1 protein-coding gene is annotated in these 1,285 nt (G+C 69.3%); it reads right to left on the bottom strand.

What is annotated here, in order from left to right; translation table 11 throughout:
- Positions 1-4: 4 nt before the first annotated feature.
- On the bottom strand, positions 5-1,285 hold a 1,281-nt coding region (xsc, locus tag ACGTNG_RS18100), incomplete at its 5' end, for a sulfoacetaldehyde acetyltransferase (RefSeq protein ID WP_394797884.1).

Raw genomic sequence — 1,285 nt, 5'->3', positions numbered from 1 at the left:
TCGATCAGACGTAGTCCTGGTACTTCTCGAGCAGGCGCACCGGCTTCTTCAGGGCGTCACGGCGGAAGGGGTCGCCCAGCTCCCGGGTGCACATGATCTCGAGGATGCAGGTCTTGCCTTCGTTCATCTGCAGGTCCACGGCCTTCTTCAGCGCCGGCCCCACGTCCTCGAGGCGATCCACGGTGATCCCCTCGGCGCCCATCGCCCGACCGATCTCGGCGAAGCTCTCGTTGTCGAGCTCGCCGGCCACGAAGCGGCGGTTGTAGAACTCGACCTGGTTCTTCTTCTCGGCGCCCCACTGGCGGTTGTGGAACACCACCGCGGTCACCGGGATCTCGTGACGCACCGCGGTCATGGTCTCCATCAGGCTCATGCCCCAGGCGCCGTCGCCGGCGTAGGCGATCGCCGGACGCTCCGGCGCGGCCACCTTGGCGCCCATGATGGTCGGCAGCGCGTAGCCGCAGTTGCCGAAGCTCATCGGCGCGAAGAAGCTGCGCGGCTTGTCGAAGCGCAGGTAGCTGTGCGCCACGGCGTTGATGTTGCCGATGTCGGTGGAGACCATCACGTCCTCCGGCATGGCCTTCTCGAGCTCGCGCAGCACCTGGCGCGGGTGCAGGTACTCGCCGCCGGAGAACGGGGTCTCGCCGGCCGCCTCGTCGATGGCGTCGAGGCTGAACGGGTCCTTCTCGTGGGTCCACTCGTCGAGCTCGCGCTCCCAGGCGGCCTTCTCGCTGGCGATCAGGTCGGCCCGCTGGGCCTTGCTGGCGTCGCAGTTAAGCTCGCGGCCGGCCAGGCGCTCGGTGATCGCCTCGGCGGCTTCCCTGGCGTCGCCGCAGATGCCCACGGCGATCTTCTTCACCAGGCCCAGCATCTTGTGGTCGGCGTCGATCTGGATGATCTTGGCGTCCTTCGGCCAGTAGTCCAGGCCGTGCTGCGGCAGGGTGCCGAACGGCCCGAGGCGCGTGCCCAGTGCCACTACCACGTCGGCCTGGGCGATCAGCTTCATGCCGGCCTTGGAGCCTTGGTAACCCAGCGGGCCGCACCACAGCGGGTGGCTGGCCGGGAAGGAATCATTGTGCTGGTAGCTGTTGACCACCGGCGCGCCCAGCCGCTCGGCCAGCGCCTGGCAGGCGTCGACGCCGTCGGCCATGACCACGCCGCCGCCGGAGACGATCACCGGGAACTCGGCGTTGGCCAGCAGCTCGGCGGCCTCGTTGAGGGTCCGGGTGCCGCCCGGGCCGCGGTCGAGGCGCGCGGGCTCGGGGATCTCGGCCTCGATCTCGCC

This window comes from Halomonas sp. B23F22_3 (assembly GCF_043496965.1).
GTDB lineage: Bacteria > Pseudomonadota > Gammaproteobacteria > Pseudomonadales > Halomonadaceae > Halomonas.
Note: the sequence above shows the minus strand (reverse complement) of the source record. Positions and strands in the feature narration are given on the sequence as shown.